Source organism: Exiguobacterium sp. RIT594 (assembly GCF_003339585.1).
Taxonomy (GTDB): domain Bacteria; phylum Bacillota; class Bacilli; order Exiguobacteriales; family Exiguobacteriaceae; genus Exiguobacterium_A.
Genome location: NZ_QPKF01000001.1, coordinates 1,812,321 through 1,836,758, shown reverse-complemented (window position 1 = coordinate 1,836,758; position 24,438 = coordinate 1,812,321). Strand labels below are relative to the sequence as shown.

Genomic DNA, 24,438 nt, shown 5'->3' with positions numbered 1-24,438 from the left:
TGATTGTCAAAGGAGTACACGAAACTTATGAAATTCATTTTCCATCCAGATATTCACGATGCACGGATCAATCTTGCTGTCGAGGACTTTATTTTGAACAATTTAAATGTCAGCGAAGAAGATTATTTCCTGTTCTACATCAACGGTCCGTCGATCATCGTCGGTAAAAACCAAAACACGAACGAGGAAGTCAACTTGAAATACGTTGAAGAAAACGGCATTCATGTTGTCCGTCGCTTATCAGGCGGCGGTGCCGTTTACCACGATCTCGGCAACCTGAACTTCAGTTTCCTGACGAAAGATGATGGAGATTCGTTCAACAACTATAAAAAATTCACGGAGCCGGTCGTAAAAGCACTGCACAAATTGGGTGTCGAAGCAGAGCTGTCCGGTCGTAATGACATTCATGTTGGAACCCGGAAAATCAGCGGAAACGCGCAGTTTACGACAAAAGGCCGGATGTTCAGCCACGGTACATTGATGCTTGATTCAAACATTGAGGAAGTCGTCAATGCGTTGGTCGTCAGTGAAGAAAAAATGCGTTCAAAAGGAATTAAATCGGTCCGCAGCCGGGTCGCGAACATTTCTGAATTTTTGACAGAGCCGTTGACGATGGATGAATTCGTCGAACATCTCCTAGAATCCATTTATGAAGGAAAAGAGATGGAACGTTATGTCTTAACGGACGAAGACTGGTCAAAAGTCCATGCGATTTCAGCAGAACGATACGGGAATTGGGATTGGAATTTCGGTAAATCACCGAAGTTTGATGTGATTCATAAAAAACGTTTCCCGATCGGAACGATCGATTTCCGTTTGAATGTGAAAAAGGGAGTCATCGAAGAAGCGAAAATTTACGGTGATTTCTTCGGAGTCGAGGATGCCGGGGAAATTGCTCGGGCACTCGAAGGAAAACGGTATGACCGGTCTTCGTTACGCGAAGTATTGAGTCAGTATGAATTAAAGAAATATTTTGGTGCCGTTGAGCTGGACGAAGTGCTTGACGTTTTAGCATAAGCTTTTTTGGGAAAACTCTCTCTATCAACTTGCATAGGGGGAGCTTTTTTCATGGGCTACAATAAAGATAACTTTTTAGAGGGTACATTAAACGACTTCATTAATTTTGAAAAAGTTTCTGAAGGCTTACCAAAAACAGAAGATCAACAACCGTTACCATATTACGAACGGGACGATTACCGTGCTGCCGGGAAATTAAAAGGCAAAGTTGCAATCGTAACGGGTGGTAATTCAGGTATCGGACGTGCGATTTCGATTGCCTATACATTAGAAGGAGCTAAAATCGTCATTGCGTTTTATGGTGATCAAGAAGGTGCTGAAGAAACAAAAGCCCGTCTCGAAGAACTCGGTGGCGAAGTGTTACTTTCGCAAGGGGATATTGGAGACGGTGCGTATTGTGAAGAACTCGTCAAAAAAACCATCGACCGTTTTGGTCGTCTTGATATCGTCGTCAACAATGCGAGTATGCAAAAGCCGGAAGATTCATTACTCGACATCACAGATGAATCGATGGAAAAAACATTCAAAACAAATATTTTCGGAATGATGCGTCTAGCACGCGCGGCCTTACCTCACTTGACGCTCGGCTCAGCCATCATCAATACGACGTCTTCGACGGCGTACGAAGGAAATCCGCTGTTGATTGATTATTCATCAACGAAAGGTGCTATCGTCAGCTTTACACGCAGTCTGTCGATGAACCTTGCGAAACAGGGAATCCGTGTCAATGCGGTTGCACCCGGCCCGATTTGGACACCATTGATTACAGATACGTTCCCGGATGAATCTGTAAAAACGTTTGGTAAAAATACACCGATGGATCGTCCGGGACAACCGGCAGAAATGGCTTCGGCTTACGTCTTCTTAGCTTGTAACGATTCAAGTTATATGACGGGGCAGGTCCTGCATCTAAACGGCGGCGTCATCGTCAACGGTTAAAAAGAAAGAACGTGAAAACGTTTCCATAAAATGCTACACTATCCATACAGGCGGACACGTCATGTATGGATTTTTTTTGCGTTAAAAATGAACGGTTATTCATTCGAAGGGGGAAGCTAGTTATGATGGGATTGATTCATTCGGTGGAAGAAACAGCTCGGCAACGTCCGGACAGCATCGCCTACGTATTTGAAGATGTCGCAGTCAGTTATCGTGAATTTGTTGAGAAGTTTCACCGGGCCGCCGGAGCACTCGAGTCACATGGAATTCGAAAAGGGGATCACGTTGCTCTAATACTTGGAAACAGTCCGGCTTTTTTGATTGGGTATTATGCTGTTATGAAGCAGGGGGCAGTTGCCATCCCAATCAACCCGACCTATACGCCGGATGAACTCGGTTACATCTTAATGAACGGGGATGTTAAAGGAATTTTAGGAATCGCACCGCTTGTCGAAGCAGCAAAAGAGCGATTGGTTCATTTACCGCATCTTTCTGTCGTCGTCTCCGTTCCGTTTAACGGGCAGGTTGGTCCGGAAGAACGTCTTGGAAATGTTCAGTTTACGACGCTTGAGCGTTGGCTGGAGATTGAACATCCGATTCAGGAAGTGACGTATGAACTCGATGAGACCGCCGTCATCCTGTATACGAGCGGAACGACAGGGAAACCAAAAGGAGCGATGTTATCACATCGAAACCTGACTTCCAATGCCCGTTCCATCGGGGAATACTTACATGTCTCGGAACAGGACCGAACACTCGCTGTGTTACCGATGTTCCATGTCTTTTGTTTGACGGTCGTCGTCAATGCATCACTGGCACACGGGGCAACGGTTGTCATTGCTGCACGTTTTTCACCACAGGAGACGTTTGAACTGGCGAAAAAAGAACAGGTGACGATTTTTGCGGGTGTGCCGACGATGTATAACTTCCTGTTACAGACAGTAAAGGCGCATCCGGAATATACAAATGCGTTTGAATCGATCCGTTTGTTCGTTTCAGGTGGAGCGAGTTTACCCGTACCGCTGCTTCAATCCTTTGATCAAACCTTTAACTGTCATATCCTTGAAGGATACGGTCTGTCCGAAGCGTCTCCCGTCACCTGCTTCAATCCTTTGGACGGAGTACAAAAGCCGGGCTCGATTGGACCTTCAATCATCGATGTCGAAAACAGGGTCGTCGACGAACTCGGGCAGGAAGTCCCAATCGGTCAAGTCGGAGAATTAATCGTACGCGGTCCGAACATCATGACCGGTTACTACAAAATGCCGGAAGAAACGCAAGCGACGTTAAAAGAAGGATGGCTCTACACCGGCGACTTGGCAAGACAAGATGAGGATGGATACTTTTATATCGTCGACCGAAAAAAAGATATGATTATCGTCGGCGGATATAATGTCTATCCGCGTGAAGTCGAGGAAATCTTATATCAACATCCATCGATTGTCGAAGCCGCCGTCATCGGTGTACCCGACGAAGAAATGGGCGAAGCGGTAAAAGCATTTGTGGTCGTGCGTGAACCGTTGGCGGAAGCGGAAGTCCTGGACTTCTGTGCCATCTCACTTGCGAAGTATAAGTGTCCGACACGAATTGAATTCATTGAACAATTGCCACGAAATACAACAGGTAAGATTTTACGGACCGTCTTGAAAAAACAACCAACTGGTTCATGATTTTAATATAGAAAAAAGAACTTCAGGTTTCTGAAGTTCTTTTTGTGTGCATATAGGTAAGGAGGGGGGAGAGAAAATGAATATTGCTTTAATTGCACATGATGAGAAAAAAGACGAGATGATGATGTTTACACGAGCGTATGAAGCTTACTTTGCCAAAAATACGTTATATGCCACGGGTACGACAGGGCAACGCATCATGGAGGCGACAGGACTGACGGTCCACCGCTGTAAGTCGGGACCGCTCGGAGGAGATCAGGAAATCGGTGCGATGGTCGCCCGGGGAGAAATTGATATTGTCATTTTTCTGCGTGATCCACTGACAGCACAGCCCCATGAGCCGGACGTGTCGGCTTTAATTCGATTATGTGACGTCTATGATTTACCGCTTGCGACAAACGTCGGAACCGCCGAGATCTTGATTAACGGATTGGAACAGGGCGAGTTTAAATGGCGTGAAATCATTCGGAAACGTCATGAAGAAGAACAACGAAAATTTTTAACCGATTAATTCTCTGAGAATGCTTCTCATTTTCTATCAAGCATGATATAGTCATCTTGAGGATGATACTGATTATCAATTGCGATAGAAAAGGGTGGCGAAAACAATGGAAATTATTTTAATGGCTGGTGTAACCGTCTTACTAGGCGGCGGTGCCACGTTCCTGACTCATGTAGTGAAAACGGAACGTCGTCATGTATCGGCAAATACCAAAACACACGCAGAACGCGCGACATATCCGTCGTTGCGCCTTGTAAAATAATTAGTTGGACTGAACGCCGCTCTTTTCTTCAGAAAAGAGCGTTTTTTTGTATAATTTTAGATTCTCCCATAATTCTGCGGAAATCCTTTGTTACACTGAAAAAAAGAACTTAAGCAGGAGTGATGATGATGCATACGATTTATTTAGTTGACGATGAAGTGAACTTGAACCGCGTCTTGGTCAAGTATTTGGAACAGGAAGGTTGGCAAGTAAAATCGTTTACATCAGGGGAAGCGGCGGCATCTGCCATCATTGAAAAACCTGATTTGTGGATCCTTGACATCATGTTGCCGGACTTGGACGGTTTTCAGTTGATCAAACGGATTAAAGCACATGACGAAACGACGCCGGTCATCTTCATTTCGGCCCGGGATGAAGACATTGATAAAATCATTGGACTGGAGATGGGATCGGACGATTACATCGCTAAACCGTTTTTACCGCGTGAACTGGTCATTCGTGTAAAGAAAATTTTAGCACGTGCGTATGCGACACCTAAAACCGGTCTCATCCGGTATGGTGACTATACGATTTATCCGGAAAAACGAGTTATCGAAGAGAATGGTCAAGAGATTGATTTGACCTCAAAAGAATATGATTTACTGATTCTGTTTGCCACGCAAATCGGAACACCGATGTCCCGGGAACAAATTTTAGTAAGCGTATGGGGCGACGATTATTTTGGTTCAGACCGTGTCGTCGATGACCTCGTACGCCGTGTACGAAAAAAACTTTCCAAACTAGAACTTGAAACGATTTACGGGATCGGATACCGTCTGGTGGCTGCATGAAAAATCGGAGTCTGGGTTTTCAAATCTGGGCGATGTTCCTGTTGGTCATTGCAACACTCTCCATTGTCATATTAGTCGTCATGCGATCATCGATTGGTAACTTCATCGATGAGCAAGTCTATGCGACACTCGAAAACAGTGAAGTCTTTTTTTCGGAAGATGCCTCTGTCATCGAGATGTTACAAGACAATCCGATTGAATTTGACCGGCGGAAACAGGAGTCGCGCTCGGTCAACGTCTTATTGTTATCGAAAAATGGAAAGTTGTACTATGGCGGAGCACCGCAACAGTTGGTCAATCAAATGTATCGGGATGCCATCGATCAAGAAAAAGAGATGCAAAAATATACGACCCGTCTCGATAAGGAAGATGTCTACTACAGTATCTTAAAGATGGAGATTAAAGGGGAAACCTATTACCGTGTTTCATATGTCTGGGATGCCTATCGACAGGAACTGATCACTCAGTTATTTTCGAAAATCGGTTGGGTTGTCGCAATCGTCAGTATCCTGACCTTATTCATTGCCTTTTGGCTAGCCAGACGACTGACCCATCCCTTAATCGAGATTGAGCGGGCGGTCGGTAAGATTGCAGCTCAGAAGTGGGATACACCTCTACCTTTGGACCGTGGCGATGAAATCGGGCGATTGGCCCGGTCAGTCGATGCGATGCGAATGGACTTGGAAAAACAGGACAAAGCTCAAAAATCCTTGCTTCAAAATATCTCACATGATTTAAAAACACCGATCATGGTCATTCGCAGTTATGCCCAGTCAATTTCGGACGGAATTTATCCGGACGGTGATTTGACAGGTTCTGTTTCCGTCATCGAAGAAGAAGCGGAACGATTGGAGAAAAAAGTCGCAGCTTTGTTATATGTAACGAAACTTGATTATTTTGAACTGGATCGTTCAACATGGGATCATGTGGACTTGGACCGGATGGTTCACTTGCTTCAAAAACGGTTTGTCGGCACAAAAGCATTGACGTGGAAAATCTCCGGCGAAGCGGGCATCGTGTTAGGCGAAGGGGAACAATTGCGTGTGGCGCTGGAAAATGTATTGGATAATGCGATTCGTTATGCGGAGTCCACGATTGAGATTCGTCTGTCCGGCACAAGGCAGTCTGCGACAGTCGAAATCCTGAACGACGGTCCGCCGTTAGAAACGTCCTCTCCGCTGTTCCATCAATTTTCGCGTGGAAAAGAAGGCAAGTTTGGTCTTGGATTATACATCGTTAAGCGGATTGTCGAACGGCACGAAGGAGAAGTGACGATTGATAATCTGACTGCGGGAAATGAAGAAAATAAAGTTTGCGTGAAATTTAATTTTCCAAGGCATTTTGACGAAGAAACAGCCGGAAAAAAATAAAATCTTAAAAAACGAGATAGCCATATCTCGTTTTTTATTTTGGGAAATAACGAGTTCCTTCAGACGAAGTCGTGTTGAATTTGATATAACCATACTAATACAGGAAGGGAGAAATCAGGATGCGACATAAAATTACGGAAGAAACATTAGCCCTTGTACCGAAATATGGTCCATACGGTGAACCGCAAACCTTACTTATTCAAGAACAGTCAGAAGTTGTCTTAGAAGGTCATCCAATCAAATTAATTGAAGAATCTTGTTTGTATTTTGGTTCGTCGATGCGCGGAAGAATTGAAGCGGCTCGGCATATCCTGGGACCGAATCGAAAGACACCGGTCTTAATTGATTGGAAGGCGCAAACGATTTTCTTCCCGACGACTGCGAAGGAGAAGGCGGAATGTATTTGGATTAATTTTAAGCAGATGAAAACTGTTCAAAAAAAAGGGAATACCGTTCAAGTGGAATTTCAAACAGGACAACGGATTGATACGGATGCTTCGGCTTACAGCATCGAACGGCAACGGATCAAAACACTGGAATTGGCTTACGAAATGCAACGGAGATTTCAAGAAGAACGGCCGATGACGTTTAATAAAGCGCGATAAGTGGAACAATCTAACAGGAATCACTACTTAATACAGCGAATAGACAGTAAAGTGCGAGAGAGAGAATTAAAGGGAGGTGAAGCGGTCGAAAGACCGCTACACGATGAATGAATCATATGAATGGTTAAACAGAAGAAAATTACAACCTGGATTTGGTGTGAACGGCGGACGTCGTTTTATCAGTTCACGTATCGTTCGACCGGAAAATACGCCGGGTAAACGAGTCAAAGGTGTCAAGCGTGCCCGTCAACTTGTCGTCGACGAGTCAGGCGATCGGCGTTGGGTGACGAAACGAATCGTCGTAACGGATGCTGCAAAACACATGACCATCAACCGTCGTGCATCTGTTGCTCAGAAAGAGGTTACGGAATCTCGCTTGGAGCAAGTGAAACAAAAACTGACGTCGAAAAAAGTACTTTTCCCTGTACTGGCGGCAACAGGATTGGCAGTTGCCGGTGGAGTATTGGCGTACGTTATGCGCCGGAAAAAACGAAATACAAAAGAACAGCTATAATTTAAAGAAGATGACGAATCGTCTGGATATAGTAAAAGCCGTGCTCTCCCCATGAATGAATGAGGGTAGCACGGCTTTTATGTGAGGAAGACTGCAGTTTCTTATAAAAAACGTTTACGAATCGATGTCGCAAGAGCCTTCTCAGAAATTTCTTCTAGTTCTTTTTGATTGGTTGGATCAAAACTGTCATTGTAGAATCGGCCGACGAATTCGACTCGATCGTAATCGAGTTCTTTGAAAATCAAATGTTTATGATCATCGTAGAAGACAACCCGGTAATAATCAGAGCCACGTTCAAGCGTCACAAGTGCCCGAATATGTTCTAAACGTTTTTGTTCATCTGACTTTTCTTCTTCAACAGGTTCTTCTGTCGTTTTAGCTGCTTCAGCCTGTTCGAGTGCGCTTTTTACCAATTCACTCTTTTTATCTTGTTCTTCAGTCATAGTTATCGCCTCCAGTTCTTATTTTACATTGAAACGTACCGATGAGAAAGAAAAATCCCTCATCCGTTCTGATGGGCATCACAAATGCGTAGCACATTGAAGGCACCGATTCGTAAGCGTTCAATTAAACGCGTCGCTGCCTCTGTGTCCTCGATGGTCTCTTCAATGGTCAGCGTCATCAATTCAATCCATCGCACAGCGTGTACTTCTTTGATGGGCAAAAGGCGATGGATCATCGCCAGATTCATCCGTTCATCCTGCCCATCGTATTGTTTTGGACCACCTGTGAGTTGAATCAAAAATCGGATTTGCGCTTGTTCGACACGTTGGCGGTCCGGCGGGAATAACGGACGGAGAACATCATCTGTATACACACGATTATAGAATCGTGTGACAAGCTGTTCGAGTGCGTCTTTTTGACCAAGGTCTTCGTATAGCATGCTTGTCCCTCTTTCTGTTCCAGCTGATGAAGACAATCATTATCTCAATCTTTACCCGCTTTTTGCAACTCCACACAAACCGATCGACAAATGATCTAAAATGGACAGGGAAGAGGACGAAAAAGAAAACAAGTTATCGGAATTAAAAAACGGACGTTTGTTCGTATTTGTGAGATAATAGTACATATAATCATCCTTATAGATGAGCGCGCTTGTTGTTTTCAATATTCATCTCATATGAACGGAAAAAAGACAGCATAAAGCTCCTCGATATTAATTAAAGGAGGTGAAGATCAGCCCACCTGATGATACGAAAACAGGTGCCGGCTGATCTGACACAATGAATTACATGCATTTAGGTCGTGCCGGTACAGGCAAGACGACAACATTAATTGAGCAGGTAATTGACCGGTTAGCTGAGCAACCGCTTGGTCCATCCATCTATTTCATCGTACCGGATCAGATGTCTTTTGAGATGGAACGGCGTATTGCGACGGATTCCCGCCTGTCGGGTCTTGTCCGGATGGAAGTCATGAGTTTACGCCGGTTTGCTTTCCATATCATCCGGGATCATGGAAACCAGGCGATTCCCTTTTTAGACGAGACCGGGACACAGTTATTACTGCGTCAAGTCGTCGAAGAAGCGGAAGAGGAATTGAAGATTTTTAAACGGACGAAAAATATGCCCGGCTTTTACAAAGGACTGGACGAATTGATTGCCTCGTTTAAACGTTCTTTGGTAAATCCGGATATGTTGCGTCAAATCAGCAGTGCATCTCCCGAACGTTCACCGAAATTAAATGATTTAGCGCTGATTTACGAACGCTTTACTGAACGAATCTCAAATAAGGCGCTTCATGCGGACGATTATTTCACGACGTTGATTGAGCTGTTACCGAAAGCTGATTTAAGTGGCGTTTCAGTCTTCGTTGATGGATTTTATGAATTTTCGTTGCAGGAACAGCAGGTCTTACTGCGATTGATGGAATTGACGAAAGAGATGCATCTTAGTTTTACACTGGATGTCGAAGACGTCTATGCGAAACAGTCTGAGTTTGGTGTGTCACAACGCTGCTATATGCAGTTGATCGAACAGATGAAAGAACGACAGATTGCGCATGAAGACATCTATTACACACAGACCGTTAAATTTCAGACGACAGGGTTACAGATGCTTGAACAAGCGTTACTGTCGCCCGGATACCCGGCGACAGATGACGAAGTGAATGGGTTGACGCTTTCTGCCGCAGTTAATCGTCAAGTTGAGGCGGAAGCGGCTGTCAGAAAGATGATTCAACTGGTACGCCATGAAGGATATCGGTTCAAGGACATCGCGTTTCTTGTCCGCCACCTGGAACCGTACGCCGACCATTTAGAACGTGCTTTTCAACTGTATGATATTCCGTACTTCCTGGACCAACGGGAATCGATGGTCCATCATCCCATTGTCGAATTAGTCCATGCCGTCCTTGAAATCGTCATGACGGGATACCGGGAAGAATCTGTTTTTCGTCTGCTGAAAACAGAGCTGATTCCACTTCCGGCAGAGGATTCACGATTAGCACTTGATCGTCTGGAAACATTTGTCCTGGAGCGGGGAATCAAAGGTTCGATGTGGAAAAAACCTTGGCAATTGAAGCGGCGTCTAGCTGATGAAATCAGTTTGACGGATGCTGAGTTACAAGAAGAACAGGAACTGAACGAATGGCGTCAATTCCTGGTCGAAGCAATTGAACCACTGGAGAAGCGATTCAAAGCATCTAAGACGATGAGTGAATATACACGGGCGTTATACCGTTTCTTGGAAGAACATCACTTGACGGACCGGTTAACGGTTTGGAAGCAACAAGCACTCGAAGTCAATGAACTCAGCCAAGCACGAGAACATGATCAGGTGTACGAAGCGGTACTGCATCTCTTTGAACAGTTGGAAGCTGCGGCACCGGAAGCCACATTGACGACAGAACTATTCGTCCAGATGGTCGAGACTGGACTTGAAAGTCTCCGCTTCTCCCTTGTTCCGCCTTCGCTCGATCAAGTGATTGCGACGGATTACGTTCGCGGACGTTTACAACAGGTGAAAGTGGTCTTTTTACTCGGGGCCAATGACGGATTGATTCCACTCGTGGAAGATCAGTCTAAATTGCTGTCAGAAGGAGATCATGACTTCCTCCACGATCAAGGCATTCCGGTCGGTAAAGCCTCTTTGGACGTATTTGACGACGAGTTGTATTACCTCTATCAAGGGGTGACAGCGCCAAGTGAAGCGTTGCATATCAGTTATGCGCTGGTTGACGAGGACGGCAAAGCCCTTCAGCCGGCATCCATCGTCAAGCAGATCAAACATCAACTGTTGCAGGATCGCCCTGTGAAAACATCCTTTGCAGAAGCCGGTGATCATGCACCGGATGATCAACTTCAGTTCGTGACGAGTCCGGAACGGGCGGCAGCGGCAGCGGCAATCGAGTTGAGACGGCTGCAACGTCGTTATCCGATTCAACCGTCCTGGTTTGATGTGTACAATCGTTTGCTCGAAAACGGTCGGGGCCGCGAACGAATGGCGCTGTTTTCCAGTGCCTTGTTTTATCAAAATCATGCAGAACCGTTACCGGATGATTTGGCGCGTAACCTGTATGGTGACACCATCAAAGCCAGCGTCTCCCGGTTTGAGACCTACAATGCATGTTCCTATAAACACTTTGCCCGGTATGGATTGCGGTTAAAAGAACGGAAATTATATAAATTCGAAGCGCCGGACATCGGGAACCTGTTCCACGGGGCACTCAATGATTTGTCAGTGAACATCAAAGCTTCAGGAAAACGCTGGCGTGAACTGGATGACCAATCGTGCAGTGATTTCGCGAAAGAAGCTGTCGAGAAGGTGACACCGGAAATTCAAAATGCGATTTTGATGAGTTCGAACCGTTTTGGATACATCAAGAAAAAATTAACGGACGTCGTCGAACAAACCGCAAAAATGCTCGTCAAACAAGCGGAACGCTCTGAGTTCGAACCTGATTTATTTGAAATCAGTTTTGGGAACGCCATGTTTCCGCCACTTCGCTTCACATTACCGGATGGTACCGAAATTGAATTCACCGGTCGAATTGACCGGGTGGATCAGGCGACGATTGGCGATCAACTATACGTCCGGGTCATCGATTACAAATCGAGTGCCAAAGAGTTGGATTTTGCAGAAATCTATTACGGGTTGGCGATTCAAATGCTGTTGTATCTAAAAACAGTCGTTGAACAGTCGGAAGTTCTGTTTAATCAGCAGGCAAAACCGGCCGGTGCCTTGTATTTCCACGTCAAAAACCCGATGATGCGCGGAGATTTATCGGCGGATGAAATCGAACGGAACCGGTTGCTGCTCGAATCGTACCAAATGCAAGGCGTCATCGTTGAAAATGATGAAGTATTACGGGCAATGGATCAGATTGCGTACGATGAACGTAAAAAGTCGCCGCTCGTCAAAGTGACATTCACGAAAACCGGTCTTCATAAGTCGCACACGAAAGGTGTCGTCAAAGAAGAAGAATTGACGGCGCTGATGGATCATGCCTGGGATGAATTGAAAACGAGCAGCCAGGCAATGTATGCAGGAGATATTGCGATTGATCCGTTTGATTATCAGGAACGGACACCATGTACATTTTGTGAATACCGTTCCGTCTGTCAGTTTGATCAATCTCTCGGAAACGACTACCGGCAATTGAAACCGTTGTCGGAAAAAGAAGTCTTGGAACGGTTGAAGGAGGAGACGGAATGAGTGTGCAGTGGACGGATGAACAACAACAGGCAATTGATGCAAGGGGTGGACATATTTTAGTGTCCGCTGCTGCCGGTTCGGGAAAAACAGCCGTACTCGTCGAACGGTTGACACAACGTGTCATCAATCAGGAAGATCCGTTGACAGCCGACCGGATTCTTGTCGCGACGTTTACGAACGCAGCAGCTAAAGAGATGAAAACACGTGTCATCGAAGCAATCGAAGCAAAAATTAAAGATGCTCCAGATGATCTTTATTTAAAAAAACAACGGCAAATGATGAACCGTGCTCAAATCACGACAATCCATTCCTTTTGTTTATCGATTTTACGCGAAAACTATTACCGGATTGGTCTTGATCCGGCGTTTCGCATTGCGGAGGAAGCAGAGCTGCTGTTATTGCAGGATGATGTTTTGGAAGAAGTGTTTGAGAATTACTATGCTCTAGCAGATCCGGCGTTTTATGAATTGATTGATAGTTACACATCAGACCGGGACGATCAAGCAATGTTGACTTTAATCTCGAACTTATATCGATTTTCCCGGTCCCTCCCGGATCCGGAAGCATTTTATGACCATTTAATTGCGCAGTACGATCAACCGATTGATCCGGATGAGTCCAGTTTATTAACACGATTATTTGAACTTGAATGGGAACGTGTCGCACCGGTCATCAATCGTTATATGGAATTATCGTATCGTCTCCGACAAGCCGGATACGACGAGATGGCAGACATGTTGGTGCAGGACGTCGCACCGATCCGGCGGATTAATCCGGAACAGGACCGCTGGACGACCGTCGCTCTTGCTTTTCAAGCTGTTGAATTCGGTCGTTGGAAAGGAATCCGCGGGGACGAAGAAATGAAGAAATTCCAGACCGAACGGACGCGTCTCGTCGGTGATCTCAAAAAAATGCGTGATTTGTTCGTTGAGAAGGACGGGGTCGATTACCTGGAAGATTTACGTTCTCAACTGGGACATGTCCAGATGATCGTCACGCTCGTTCGAAGTTTCTCGGCAGCTTATCTTGAAGCGAAGCAGCAGCGGGGAATCGTTGATTTTTCCGATCTTGAGCATTTTGCATTAGCCATCTTGGAACAGGACGGAGAGGCGACAGATGTTGCTCGCTTGTTGCAAGAACGTTTCATCGAAGTTTTAGTGGATGAATATCAGGATACAAACGAAGTGCAGGAACGGATTCTGCGGCTTGTTTCAAAATCAGATGAAGCAACCGGAAATCTGTTTATGGTTGGTGACGTCAAACAATCGATTTATAAATTCCGTCATGCCGAGCCCGGATTATTTTTGAATAAGTTTAAACGATTCCAACAAACAGAAGTCGGGACACGAATTGATTTGACGAAAAATTTCCGAAGCCGTTTAGAAGTCTTGGATGGAACCAATCATATTTTCCGCCAAGTCATGGACGAAGCCGTCGGAGAAATTGATTATGACGAAGCAGCTTATCTGCGGCTAGGGAATCTCGGGTACGTCGAATCAACCCAAGTCGATCCCGAATTGCTGTTGGTGGACCAAACAGACACGAATAAAGAAGAATTGGAAGCTCAAGTCATAGCGACACGTATCATCGAGATGGTGAATGATGAAAATCCGTATCTCGTATTTGATGCAAAGCAAAAACGATTCCGTAAATGTGAATACCGTGATATCGTCGTCCTCGTACGTTCGAGAGGAAAACGGGTCCAGGCACTCGTCGACGTCTTTGAACAATATGAACTTCCTGTCTATGCGGATACGACGGGCGGCTATTTTCAAGCAACCGAGATTCAAATCATGATGTCGCTCTTGAAGACGATTGATAATCCGTTGCAGGATATCCCATTTGCCAGTGTCTTGCGGTCACCGATTTTTGGATTAACGGACCGGGATTTAGGGCGGATTCGTGCTAAATCGAAAGACGGGTCGTTCTACGAAGCAGCTACTCTTGTGGCGAAAGAACAGACACCGCTCGGTTTGCGTGTCGATGAAGCGCTCAGTCAGTTGCAACACTGGCGCACGGAAGCACGCGGGAAGTCGCTTGCGAGCTTAATTCGTTCCTTGTTTGATCAAACTGGTTACTTTGAGTACGTCGGTTGTTTAAACGGCGGACGGAGCCGACAAGCGAATTTAAATGCTTTGTACGAACGAGCCCATCAGTATGAGGCCTCGGGTTATCGGGGATTGTACCGCTTCTTACGTTTGATTCATCGTTTAGTCGAACGTGGGGAAGATTTTTCAGAAGCCCGTTCGTTAGGGGAAGACGAAGATGTCGTCCGGATCATGACCATCCATCAATCAAAAGGACTGGAATTCCCGGTAACGATCGTCAGCCAGTTAGGCAAGCAGTTTAATAAACAGGATCAAATCCAAGCGATTCAACTGCATAAAACGTATGGCATTGCGCTGGATGCGATTGATCCCGTTAAACGCCTGCGTTCCGGAACGCTTCTGAAAGAAGTCATCCGCCGGGAAATGGACCGCGAAATGAAAGCGGAAGAGATGCGTGTTCTGTATGTTGCGATGACACGTGCGAAAGAAAAACTGATTCTTGTAGGGGCAATCAAAGGTTTGGAAGATCAACTTGCCAAATGGCAGGATCAACCGCTCGATGAGCTTTTGTTGCCGGAACTGGATCGCCGAAATGCCAAGACCTATGCGGACTGGGTGGCACCAGCTGTTTTGCGTAATTTCCTACTGAGCGAACAGGAACAAAGCTGGTCATTCCGGGTCATTGCACATGACGAGATTGCTCCTTATCAAGAATTGAGCAAGATGGTCGAGCAGCTCGAACACGTCCGTGTCCTTGAGAAAATTGATTATGCGGGTGACGAGACGCTGAATGCGCAGATTGAATCTGCTTTTGCATATCAATATCCGTATCAAGTCGCGACGGATACCGCTGCGAAACAAACCGTTACGGAGTTGAAGCGGACAGAACAACTCGAACGGGCTGCTTTTGAATCGACCTACCGGCAATCGACCTATTACCGGACACCCCAATTTTTAGGTCCGACATTAACGGGAGCAGAACGCGGGACGGTCTTGCATTTAGCGATGCAGTTGTATGAGTCCGGTCGTCCCCTTGAAGAGCAGATTCTCGACTGGCAACAGGCAGAACGCATTTCAGACTTGGAAGCGCAGACGATGCAGGAAGCTATGCCTGAATTGACGATGTTCTTTGCTTCGGAAATCGGGCGATTGTTTGAACAGCGTCTTGTGACAGGAGATGTCTACCGCGAACTGCCCTTCACCTATAAGATTGATTCAGCCCGGTTCCGGACAGATTGGCATGGTCCAAGTGATCAGGCCGTCATGCAGGGGATTGTCGACTGTCTGATTCGCGACGGCGAAACATATATTCTGCTCGATTATAAATCGGACCAGGTTTTTGAAACAACTGACGGTCAGGATCAGGCAGAGATGTTGCGAACACGTTATGCAACACAATTGAATTTATATCAAGAAGCGCTGGAAGCCATCTTACACATTCAGATCAGCCGGAAATTAATTTATGCGTTTGCACTCCAAGAAGTGATTGAAATTTACTGATTGCCTCACGTCTGACGAATTGATTCTGTCACCTGTTCAGGGAACAGAACGAATTCGTTAGACGATTTTCATTTCTAAATATGAAAGAACTGTGTAAAATGAAAAGGTATGTAAAAAGAATAACCAGATACCGTAGGAGGTTTTATAGATGGCACGTATTTTATTAGCGGAAGACGAAGATGTGTTACGCATGTTGGTGCTCGATACATTAGAAGACGAAGGGTATACGATTGATGAAGCAACAGATGGTGATGAAGCCTATCAGAAAATCATGAGTCAGCATTATGATCTCGTTTTGCTCGATTATATGATGCCGGGAATGACGGGGATTGAAGTTATAGAAAAAGTACGACGTCATCCAGATAAACAAAATTTAAAAATCATGATGTTAACAGCGAAAAGCCAACAATCCGATCGGGAACGGGCAGAAGAAATCGGAGCGAATTATTTCTTTTCTAAACCGTTTAGTCCACTCGAATTGATTGGTGTCGTAGGAGGAATATTGAGTGATCATCCAGTGGATTAATCGAAAAATCGGACGCCAGTTAATGGCCTCCTTTTATATCGTGTTAACGACACTGATGATTTCTTCACTGATTGTCTACAATTATACCGATACGAAATTACAAGAAACCCGATTGAAGCTAGAAGACATCAGAGAACGAAGTGCCCGTGCCGGCACCCTGTGGGAAGAATGGCAGGACCTGCAGTTTAACATGCGGGGCTATGCGCTGATTGGTGATCAGGAAATTTATCAGAAGATGGTTAATCAACGGAAAACCATTGATGAACAAACACGCTGGTTTGAAGAAAATTCAATTTATCAACAAGGAAAAGATTATGCTCGTTCTTCACGTGAACTCTATGCGTACTACTTCGAGTCGATTTTACCGTTGATCCAGTCGTATGTGGAAGCGAAGGAATCCGGAACGGTCACGGAATCTTTTTTGGAAGGGAAGACACTAACTTCCTTACCGCTCGGAAAAGAGCTGCAGGCGAATGGAAGAATCAAGCTAGACACTTCTGGAAACATTGATGTCTTGTCGGAAATCAATAAAAGTGAGTTAGCACTCGGCGGATATCGAGACTTTTTAGAAGACTGGTCAGAAAAAACCAGCGGACAGTTGGAGCGGGAAATTCAGACGACCCAATTGATTTGGCTGTCGAACATCATCGTATTAGTCGGTGTATTGATTTTCTTCGTTTATCCGTTCATTCGTAAAATTACAGCAGAGTTGTTATCACTCGTCAAAAACAGTCAGCGTCTAGCCGGTGGTGAAGACATCAAACATGTCAACGTTTCTGGACGGAAAGATGAAATCGGAATTTTAGCGTTGTCCTTCAATCAAATGGCGAGTTCGATTTCCGAAAACAAACAACATCTTTTAGCCAAAAACGAAGAATTGCAGGCACAGCAGGAAGAACTGCAGGCGCAACAGGAAGAATTGCAGGCGCAGCAGCAGGAACTGGAGGAAGCACTCGAGTTGACGATGCGCAACGAACAACACCTGCAATACCGTAATGATTTGACTGAAACGTTGGCAGCACGGGAAGCGTTGACGGCTTATCCGGAAATCATTGAAAAGTTAATTGCCATCACGGATTCGGAAATCGGAGCACTTGTCTTCGTCGATGAAGGATCTGCCTACTCGATTGTGACACACGGGATGACAGAAGAACTTTCGGAGCGGTTGTTAGGAAGCGATCTTTCTTTATTGAAACGTGCTGAGTCATTGAAAAAAGCCGTCCATTCCTCTAAACAGGTCGCAAGTGATCATCCGTTACCGTATCCATACTATATGTATGAGACGGCAGTCCCGATTCTCGATCCGGCATCGGAAGAGGCGATTGCGTTCATTTATCTGGTTCGTTACCGGGATCAGTTTACGAATGAACAGATGCGTGACATCATGTCATTTTCACGTCAGCTGTCTCTTTCGTTGCTCCGGATGCGCTTATTTGATGAAATGAACCGTGAAAAGACAAAAACAGAACGGATTTTGGACTCAATCCGCGAAGCGGTCATTTATATCGAACCGGGGAAAGACGAAGTATTCGTCAATCGTCCTTTGTATGATTTATTTCCGGAGCTTCAATATGGAGCAGCAAAAAACGAAACCCTTCAAGGGTGCCTCAATACAATTCGTGCAGTGGTCGATGAACCGGAAGTGTTTGCACGCTACATGGAAGGCATTTTACGAGGCGAAGTTCCAAAAGACAGTCTCCAGTTTTCAATCCATCAACAAGTTGTCTTTATTCAGTTTTATGTGGAAACGATTGAAGTCGAAGGAATTCGAAAAGGGACGATGCTCGTCTTGCGTGATGTGACGAAGGAAACAGAGATGGACCGTCTGAAATCAGAGTTGGTCTCGACTGTCTCCCACGAATTACGGACTCCGTTGTCATCCATTTATGGCTTTACAGAGTTGATGTTGAACCGGAAGATGGACCTCTCAAAACAAGACAAGTATTTAAAAACCATCCATTCAGAAACGGAACGTTTGTCGAATCTCGTCAATGATTTTCTTGATGTTCAACGGATGGAAGCGAGAATTCAATCCTATCAAAAAGGATTACTTGATCTACAACCGCTTCTAGAAGAAACGACGCAATTCTATGCGGCGTCGACAACAAACCATACAATCACGTTCCGTTCCTTAACAGACGTTCGTCCGCTGATTGAAGCTGATGAGGAAAAGATGAAACAGCTGATGAACAATCTGTTGAACAATGCCGTCAAGTACTCTCCGTTGGGCGGAAAAATCGAAGTCGTATTGGAAGCAAATCGACATCATGTCCAGTTTGCCGTACGAGACGAGGGAATCGGAATTCCGAAATCGGCGTTAGCGAAGTTATTCGATAAGTTTTACCGGGTGGATAATTCAGACAGCCGGAAAATTGGCGGGACAGGTCTGGGTCTTGCAATTTGTAAGGAAATCGTCCAAGGACATGACGGAGAGATTACGGTCGAGTCGATTGAAAAGCAGGGCAGCACGTTTACCGTAAAGCTACCGACACACGTCTCGGAGTACGCCGTTATTTCTGACGGGATTGATATGTCAGGAAAATAACACTATATCTGAAAGAGAAAATCAGATACGATGAATGGAGAATGAATAAAGGGGGAATTCAAATGCCGATTACTGCATTTGTACACACACACGTTTTATTATGGGTTTTACTGCTCGTTACATTTTTTGTTGCATTCTCGATGTACAAAAATGGAAAAAGTGCTGCCAAAGGCGTTCACATGGCGTTTCGTCTCTTGCTGCTCTTGACGTTTGCGACAGGACTTTATCTCTACATCACAATCATGGGTCTGTCCGCTAATCCGGATGGTTTGTACCATGCGAAAATCACTGCGGGTCTTCTCGTCTTGATTTTGGGTGAGTTGACACTCGTTCGTTTGAAAAAGGGAAAATCTTATTCTGGTTTCTTACTTGGGTTTGGAGTGCTTGTACTCGTAACGATTTTCCTTGGTTACTCGTTACCGTACGGCATGCAATTCTTCTAAATCGATTTTAATCAAAACGGGAAAAGATAATCCGTTTGCTTGGTTTAAACACACGTTTCTCACGATGGAGAGAAACGTGTGTTTTTTTGTGTTTACAATCTGTTGTTATTTGGGAAAAGGGATATATTACGCAGTCGAGAGGGGAACGCTTGTGGCACAGTTGAAAGAATGGACAAAAGTTTTCCGGGCAAGAAAGTGGATGAAGCGAGCAGAACCGATTTTACCGTTATGGCACGGTTATATTGGATATAAGTATGGTCTGTTTGATGTTTTAGGATCAGGGGCGACACGAGCCGAAGCACAAGTCCGTCTTAAGCAGCCGTTGACGACAGAAGCTTTATCCCGTTGGTTTGAAGTCGGGTTGGCGGTAGGACATTTAAAAAAGAAAGACTTGCGCTATACAGCGACACGTCATGTTTTACCTGAATTATCAAAAACAGATGAGAGAAGCATCGGCTTTATGTTATCCGAGTTGATGGAACTTCATTTGCCGGCCTTATTCTCCTATCCGCAATTTTTGGAACATGGCCAACAAAAAAAGTTTGATGGAGAAGAGCACGGTGATATCGTAGCAGAAACATCTGCGTTGGTGGAAACTGTAGCATTTCCTGCTGTCCGTCACATCATCCGCAGTCAAAATGTGACATCACTCCTTGATATCGGCTGTGCCTACGGTGGTTACTTACGTAAAATTCACGAAGCACTGCCTGAACTACGACTGGCAGGAATTGATATCGAGGAATCGGTCATCGCGGAAGCGAAACGACGGGATACGACCGGAGACATTGACTTTACTGTCGGGGATATCAAAACATACGACGTCACAGAAACATATGACGGTGTCATGATGAATAATATTTTGTATTATTTCCCGAAAGAAGAACGGCTTCGTCTTTTAGAAGGTGTCCGGCGTTTCGTTAAAGATGACGGGACGGTCATTCTGGTCACACCATTACGCGACAGCGAACATGGGGCACCGTTTTCTGCTGCGTTCAATGCGTTCATGACGTTACATGAAAATCTTTACCCGTTGCCGGGGAAAGAAGAATTAACAGAACAACTTCATGCTGCAGGTTTTAAAAATGTGTCGATTTCACCATTTTTAAAAGAAGGAGCTTGGTATATCGTAACTGCAAACGCCACTTCCTAAAGGAAGCTTGGCGTTTTTTACAGTTTCAGGACAGTTCAAATTTGTGGGGAGTAGTATGTGATTAGTATAATAGTTAAAACGAGTAGAGAAAAAGGGAGAGATTCGTGTGAAGCAGCGTGTAGCCGTTATTGGAGCAGGACCTGGAGGGCTCGCTTGTGCGATGTTGCTTGCAGGTAGAGGAATAGATGTCACCGTATATGAAAAACAGCCGATTGTCGGGGGAAGAACATCTCGCGTACAGGTCGGGGATTATAAATTTGATCGTGGACCCACCTTTTTAAATATGCCGCATATCTTAGAAAAGTTATTTACGAGTATCGGTCTGGATATGAAGGACTATTTGGATTTGAAAGCGCTGGATCCGATGTACACGCTCTATTTTAATGGGGGGAAAGATCACTTTACGATGACGACGGATCGTGATCGGATGAAACAGACGATTGAGCAGCACTTTCCGGGAAATGGAGAAGGATATGACCGTTTCATGGCAGAACAAGCCTTGAAGCTTTCGAAACTGATGCCGATACTGCAGACGAAGCACGATAAATTAACAGATTATCTGTCTCCACGCGTCATTACGGCGCTACCGCGTCTTTCTCTCGGACGTTCGTTATACGACGTCCTGTCCGATTATTTTACGAGTGAAGAATTGAAATACGCTTTTACTTTTCAAGCCAAATATTTAGGTATGTCAGCATGGGAATGCCCAGGCGGTTTTTCCATCTTGTCTTATATGGAACATGCTTACGGTGTTCATCATCCAATCGGTGGAATGAATCAAATTCCGGAAGCGATGAAACGGGCGGTGGAAGAATTGGGTGGAACCGTCCATCTCAATACAGGGATCAGCCAATTGATTTTGGAAGGGACGACCGCGACAGGAGTCATTCTCGAGTCGGGTGAACATGTTTTATACGATGATGTCGTTGTCGGAGCAGATTTTGCCCATGCGATGAATCATCTTGTTCCGGAAGGTGTTCTGAAAAAATGGTCGCGTCCGAAAATCGATCGTAAAAAGTTCTCTTGTTCGACGTTCATGCTGTACTTAGGTGTCAATAAATCATTTGATGCCCCGCATCATACGATTTATTTTGCGGATGATTATGAAAAAAATGTCCGGGAGATGACTCAGACATTGGAATTATCAGATGACTTTTCATTTTATGTCCAAAATCCATCAATCATCGACGGAACACTTGCACCGGAAGGGAAATCATCTTTGTACGTCTTAGTGCCCGTTCCGAATAATTATTCCGAACTTGACTGGGCGATTGAAGGACCTAAATTACGTCGCCGTGTCCTTGATGCACTCGAACACCGTTCTCCTTATAAAGGTGTCGAAGCGGCAATCGAAGTGGAAGAGATGTTTACACCAGATGATTGGGAAGCGATGGGCGTGCACCAGGGGGCAACATTTAATTTGGGACATCAATTAACACAAATGATGTACTTTAGACCACACAATCGTTTTGAAGAACTGGATCATGTTTATTTAGTCGGAGGCGGAACACATCCTGGTAGTGGACTTCCGACCATCTTTGAATCAGCGCGGATCACGGCAGACTTATTGACAAGTGAAGTAGGTGTCGGAAAATGAAGATTGGATTCGTCGGAGCAGGTGTCGGAACTTTACACGCCGCGTTATTGTTAACAAAACGATATCCGGAAGTGGAAATCACAATTTTTGAAAAAGAGTCACGTCCAGGCGGTCGACTCGCCTCCGTTGATTTCGAGACAGGCGGAAGAATTGACCAGGGACCGACAATCGTCTTGATGCCCGGGAAATTGCAGGAACAACTGACAGAAGCCGGTCTTGAAGGTGTCGAGTTGGAGCGGATTGACCCGTTGTATGATTTGCATTTCGATGACGGAACGATCGTGACAAAACAAGCGGATGTGGTCGATCAAACGGTTGCGATTGAGCGTCAATTTGGAGAAGGTCGCGGGTTCCAAGAATTTATGCAACAAAAAGCAAAGGATTATGACGTCAGTGTATCGAAATTTTTAGAGCGGACCTATTTCCGTAAACGTGATTTATTACAGCCGGATATGTTAGCGCCACTTGTGAAAATGCATGCACTTGAGACGGCGCACGATCATTTGAAGCGTTATTTTAAAAGTAAGTATTTACGAATGGCTTACAGTTTTCCGACGTTTTACATTGGAGGTAATCCTTATACGACTCCTTCGATTTATGGACTGATTCCTTACCGGGAACAGGAAGAGGGTGTCTGGTATGTCAAAGGTGGATACTTTTCTTTAGCGGAGCGGATGTACGAGGAACTGGTTCGACGGGGTGTGCGGTTCGAGTTTAATCAGCCGGTCGAACGTGTAATGATTAGAGAAGGCCAGGCTAAAGGAGTGCTTGTCAATGGACAGGAACATCTGTATGACACCGTCGTGTTGAATGGCGAGTTCCCACTGATGGAATATCTGGTGGAAGGTAAACAACCTAAAAAATATGTTCCATCCGGCGGTACACTGTTATTGTACTTTAAGATAAAGGGAAAAGTGGATTTACCAGTGCATCGCTTCCTGATGCCAAGCGATCTTCAACCTTTGATGACATCGATCTTCAAAAAAGATGAGTTGCCGGAGCATCCGGCGGTGTATCTGTTTAATCCGAGTAAGGTGGATGATACATTAACGGAAGTGGATGACAGTGTCGTTTATGCACTGGTTCCGTCACCACGCGGTTTTGACCGGGACCGGTACGAAGCTCATGGATTCATCGATCGGATTTTAGCTAAAATTGAGCAGCATCTACCCGGCTTCCAGAGTAAAGTTACAGAAATGAAAATACGTACACCTCAAGACGCACAAGATTTTGGATTGTATGAAGGTGGAAGTTTTGGGATTGCACCGACGATTCGCCAATCAGCCGCCTTGAAAACACAAGCCAAACCTTATGCTGATATTGAACGGTTGTATGCAGTAGGCGCATCTGTCCATCCGTGTGGAGGCGTTCCGATCGTAATGATGGGAGCGACATTACTTGTCAATCGAATGGAACAAGAGATGAGGTGGAAAAATGGATACAGTGACGAACGCATATCTGGTATGTGAACAAACGATTCAAGGTGGATCAAAAACCTTTTATAAAGCCTTCTCTTTACTGCCGAAGCAAGATCGGATGGCAGTCTACGCCATCTATACGTTTTGTCGTCATCTCGATGATACGGTGGATGAATCGGCGACACCAAAAGAAAGCTTAGCGGAATTTTTGGAAGAGTTTCGTCTATTCCGGTCGGGTCACTCGATTAATAAACCACTTTGGATTGCACTCGCAGATGTCTTTAAGCGGTATGAGATGGATGAAACACCGTTTTTAGAACTGGCAGAAGGCATGCGGTGGGACATCGAAAAAAATCGGTACCACTCACTGGAAGAAACGGAAAAATACAGTTATTATGTCGCGAGTACGGTTGGTTTGATGCTGTTGCCGATTCTTGCACCCAAACAAAATGATTTACGGGAGTCCGCCATTCAACTCGGAATCGCGATGCAATTGACAAACATTCTTCGGGATGTCGGCGAGGATGCAAAACGGGGACGTGTTTATTTACCGAAAGATTGGATGGACCAGTACGGTGTGACAACAGAATCGTTATTAACAGGAACTCCTTCTGGAGACTTTGCTGGATTATGGGAAGCATTGGCTTTAAGAGCCGAGTATTTATATGATGCAGCAACGCCTTCGTTTGACCGCTACCCGAAAGAGAGTCGCCGTGCGCTGAAGGTGGCAGCCTTACTTTACCGGGGCATTTTGGACGCGGCACGTGATAATCAATATGATGTGTTCACAAAACGTGCCTATGTCAGCCGGTGGCAAAAGATGAAGTTACTCGCTACGATTTAACGAAAACTCCATAAAAAAAAGACCTCGGCGGGGACCAAGGTC

General features: G+C 45.2%; 20 protein-coding genes. 18 read left to right on the top strand and 2 right to left on the bottom strand.

Annotated elements, in window-relative coordinates; translation table 11 throughout:
- Positions 1–27 precede the first annotated feature (27 nt).
- From lplA to DVG79_RS09450, 9 genes are all read left to right on the top strand, one after another.
- The gene (gene lplA, locus DVG79_RS09485; protein WP_114596483.1) at positions 28–1,017 is read left to right on the top strand and encodes a lipoate--protein ligase; all 990 of its coding nucleotides are present in this window, start codon (positions 28–30) and stop codon (positions 1,015–1,017) included.
- A 51-nt stretch (positions 1,018–1,068) separates the two neighbouring features.
- Positions 1,069–1,956 carry an SDR family oxidoreductase gene (locus DVG79_RS09480; RefSeq protein ID WP_114596482.1) on the top strand — a complete coding sequence of 296 codons (888 nt, stop codon included), beginning with the start codon at positions 1,069–1,071 and terminating at the stop codon, positions 1,954–1,956.
- A gap of 125 nt (positions 1,957–2,081) precedes the next feature.
- Positions 2,082–3,626, top strand: coding sequence for a fatty acid--CoA ligase family protein (locus tag DVG79_RS09475; protein ID WP_114596581.1), 1,545 nt, complete (start codon positions 2,082–2,084; stop codon positions 3,624–3,626).
- 76 nt (positions 3,627–3,702) lie between these two features.
- Positions 3,703–4,137, top strand: a complete 435-nt coding sequence (locus DVG79_RS09470) for a methylglyoxal synthase (protein WP_114596481.1) — start codon at positions 3,703–3,705, stop codon at positions 4,135–4,137.
- 97 nt (positions 4,138–4,234) lie between these two features.
- Complete coding sequence (locus DVG79_RS16190) at positions 4,235–4,390, top strand: hypothetical protein (RefSeq protein ID WP_167498376.1); 156 nt, start codon at positions 4,235–4,237, stop codon at positions 4,388–4,390.
- Positions 4,391–4,515: 125 nt separating this feature from the next.
- Positions 4,516–5,181: a response regulator transcription factor gene (locus DVG79_RS09465; RefSeq protein ID WP_114596480.1), complete on the top strand. Its 666-nt coding sequence runs from the start codon at positions 4,516–4,518 to the stop codon at positions 5,179–5,181.
- Entirely contained in the window at positions 5,178–6,551 is a 1,374-nt protein-coding gene (locus DVG79_RS09460; RefSeq protein ID WP_114596479.1) for a HAMP domain-containing sensor histidine kinase, read from the top strand. Before DVG79_RS09465 ends, DVG79_RS09460 begins: the two co-directional genes overlap by 4 nt.
- Positions 6,552–6,670: 119 nt before the next feature.
- Positions 6,671–7,156, top strand: coding sequence for a competence protein ComK (locus DVG79_RS09455; protein ID WP_012369630.1), 486 nt, complete (start codon positions 6,671–6,673; stop codon positions 7,154–7,156).
- Positions 7,157–7,232: 76 nt separating this feature from the next.
- On the top strand, positions 7,233–7,670 hold the full coding sequence (locus DVG79_RS09450; protein ID WP_233494567.1) for a hypothetical protein: 438 nt from the start codon (positions 7,233–7,235) through the stop codon (positions 7,668–7,670).
- 101 nt (positions 7,671–7,771) lie between these two features.
- Here DVG79_RS09450 and DVG79_RS09445 read toward each other — a convergent pair whose 3' ends face one another.
- Together DVG79_RS09445 and DVG79_RS09440 are read right to left on the bottom strand one after the other, a co-directional pair.
- Entirely contained in the window at positions 7,772–8,113 is a 342-nt protein-coding gene (locus tag DVG79_RS09445) for a hypothetical protein (RefSeq protein WP_014969716.1), read from the bottom strand.
- Between the two features lie 59 nt (positions 8,114–8,172).
- Complete coding sequence (locus DVG79_RS09440; protein ID WP_114596477.1) at positions 8,173–8,553, bottom strand: truncated hemoglobin; 381 nt, start codon at positions 8,551–8,553, stop codon at positions 8,173–8,175.
- Positions 8,554–8,893: 340 nt separating this feature from the next.
- Here DVG79_RS09440 and addB point away from each other — a divergent pair, with 340 nt between their 5' ends.
- From addB to DVG79_RS09395, 9 genes are all read left to right on the top strand, one after another.
- Positions 8,894–12,325: a helicase-exonuclease AddAB subunit AddB gene (gene addB, locus DVG79_RS09435; protein ID WP_114596476.1), complete on the top strand. Its 3,432-nt coding sequence runs from the start codon at positions 8,894–8,896 to the stop codon at positions 12,323–12,325.
- The gene (addA, locus tag DVG79_RS09430) at positions 12,322–15,873 is read left to right on the top strand and encodes a helicase-exonuclease AddAB subunit AddA (protein ID WP_114596475.1); all 3,552 of its coding nucleotides are present in this window, start codon (positions 12,322–12,324) and stop codon (positions 15,871–15,873) included. The genes addB and addA overlap by 4 nt, the downstream gene beginning before the upstream one ends.
- 148 nt (positions 15,874–16,021) lie before the next feature.
- Positions 16,022–16,399 (top strand): response regulator transcription factor, encoded by a 378-nt coding sequence (locus tag DVG79_RS09425; protein WP_114596474.1) that lies wholly within the window; start codon positions 16,022–16,024, stop codon positions 16,397–16,399.
- Positions 16,380–18,944 carry an ATP-binding protein gene (locus DVG79_RS09420; protein ID WP_114596473.1) on the top strand — a complete coding sequence of 855 codons (2,565 nt, stop codon included), beginning with the start codon at positions 16,380–16,382 and terminating at the stop codon, positions 18,942–18,944. Before DVG79_RS09425 ends, DVG79_RS09420 begins: the two co-directional genes overlap by 20 nt.
- Before the next feature lie 62 nt (positions 18,945–19,006).
- The gene (locus DVG79_RS09415) at positions 19,007–19,387 is read left to right on the top strand and encodes a DUF1516 family protein (RefSeq protein ID WP_026829060.1); all 381 of its coding nucleotides are present in this window, start codon (positions 19,007–19,009) and stop codon (positions 19,385–19,387) included.
- A gap of 151 nt (positions 19,388–19,538) precedes the next feature.
- Positions 19,539–20,537 carry a class I SAM-dependent methyltransferase gene (locus DVG79_RS09410; RefSeq protein WP_114596472.1) on the top strand — a complete coding sequence of 333 codons (999 nt, stop codon included), beginning with the start codon at positions 19,539–19,541 and terminating at the stop codon, positions 20,535–20,537.
- A gap of 106 nt (positions 20,538–20,643) precedes the next feature.
- A complete protein-coding gene (locus DVG79_RS09405) occupies positions 20,644–22,134 on the top strand; it encodes a phytoene desaturase family protein (protein WP_114596471.1) in 1,491 nt (496 codons plus the stop codon).
- Positions 22,131–23,603: a phytoene desaturase family protein gene (locus DVG79_RS09400; RefSeq protein ID WP_114596470.1), complete on the top strand. Its 1,473-nt coding sequence runs from the start codon at positions 22,131–22,133 to the stop codon at positions 23,601–23,603. The genes DVG79_RS09405 and DVG79_RS09400 overlap by 4 nt, the downstream gene beginning before the upstream one ends.
- Positions 23,569–24,396: a phytoene/squalene synthase family protein gene (locus DVG79_RS09395; RefSeq protein ID WP_114596469.1), complete on the top strand. Its 828-nt coding sequence runs from the start codon at positions 23,569–23,571 to the stop codon at positions 24,394–24,396. The genes DVG79_RS09400 and DVG79_RS09395 overlap by 35 nt, the downstream gene beginning before the upstream one ends.
- Positions 24,397–24,438 lie beyond the last annotated feature (42 nt).